This window comes from Rossellomorea vietnamensis (assembly GCF_001305855.1).
Taxonomy (GTDB): Bacteria; Bacillota; Bacilli; order Bacillales; family Bacillaceae_B; genus Rossellomorea; species Rossellomorea vietnamensis_A.
In genome coordinates this window covers 1-745 of sequence record NZ_LIXZ01000061.1, presented here as the reverse complement: position 1 = coordinate 745, position 745 = coordinate 1, and the positions used below count along the sequence as shown (strand labels likewise).

Sequence of the window (745 nt, the reverse complement as noted above, 5' to 3'; positions counted from 1 at the left end):
CTTCCTCGCCAGCCCAGATATCCACTCGCTCGCGTTGCGAATCGACGTTAACCAACACAGCACGGCACGGGAACAGCACGCCATGGGCGCCCACTCCCTTGCGCTCCAGGTACGACGAGGCACCCTGCTCGTTCAGATGCACCTCAAGTACCCGCTGGCAGGCTTCCGCCACCGCGAGCTGCATACGCTCGAGCTTGGCTTCGTCTGCCTCCACCTTTTCGGCGACCAGACGGCGACGCTCTTCTGCCTCAGCTTTCAAACGTTGCTTTTCTTCTGGCGTCAGTTCGCGCCGCTCGCGGCGCCAACCAGAATTGCGGGCGAGCTTGTCCAGATAGCGGATGCTCACCTTCCCTGGCTTCAACGACTTCCATTTCTTCCAGGCGTCGCCCGCCTTGTACTTGTCGCTCGACTGGCTCCAGCTGTCCCAGAGGTCCCAGCCCGCATCATCGAATTCAGTCTTCAAAGCATTGCCGATGTTGATCCACACTTCTCGATCATCGGCCGGGATGAATAGAAGCGCCTGGCGAACTTCGTCAAGGCCCAGAGGAATATATTCGCGCTTTTGGCCCATCACCGCCGCCCCTCCCTGGCCGCCTGGCACTCCGTGCAATACCGGCACCCCGGCACGCTCAAGCGCCGCGCCGTCGGGATCGGCTCATCGCACTCCACACAATTCGCCGGCCCCTGCATCGCCTCGCTCTGCTGGCTCGCCCGGCGGGCATCCAGCGCATCCTGCATGCGCTGA

2 protein-coding genes are annotated in these 745 nt (G+C 62.4%); both read right to left on the bottom strand.

Translation table 11 applies throughout. The annotated features are described in order from the left end of the window. Positions 1-571, bottom strand: a 571-nt coding sequence (locus AM506_RS21700; protein ID WP_235576175.1) for a PriCT-2 domain-containing protein, incomplete at its 3' end; no start/stop codon positions are given. Further along, positions 571-690, bottom strand: coding sequence for a TraR/DksA C4-type zinc finger protein (locus AM506_RS23515; RefSeq protein ID WP_230855344.1), 120 nt, complete (start codon positions 688-690; stop codon positions 571-573). The genes AM506_RS23515 and AM506_RS21700, both read right to left, overlap by 1 nt. Positions 691-745: the final 55 nt, after the last annotated feature.

What these genes read in the sequence shown, in the direction of transcription:
- AM506_RS23515 (WP_230855344.1), bottom strand. Translation starts at nt 690, where the DNA reads ATGCAGGGGCCGGCGAATTGTGTGGAGTGCGATGAGCCGATCCCGACG.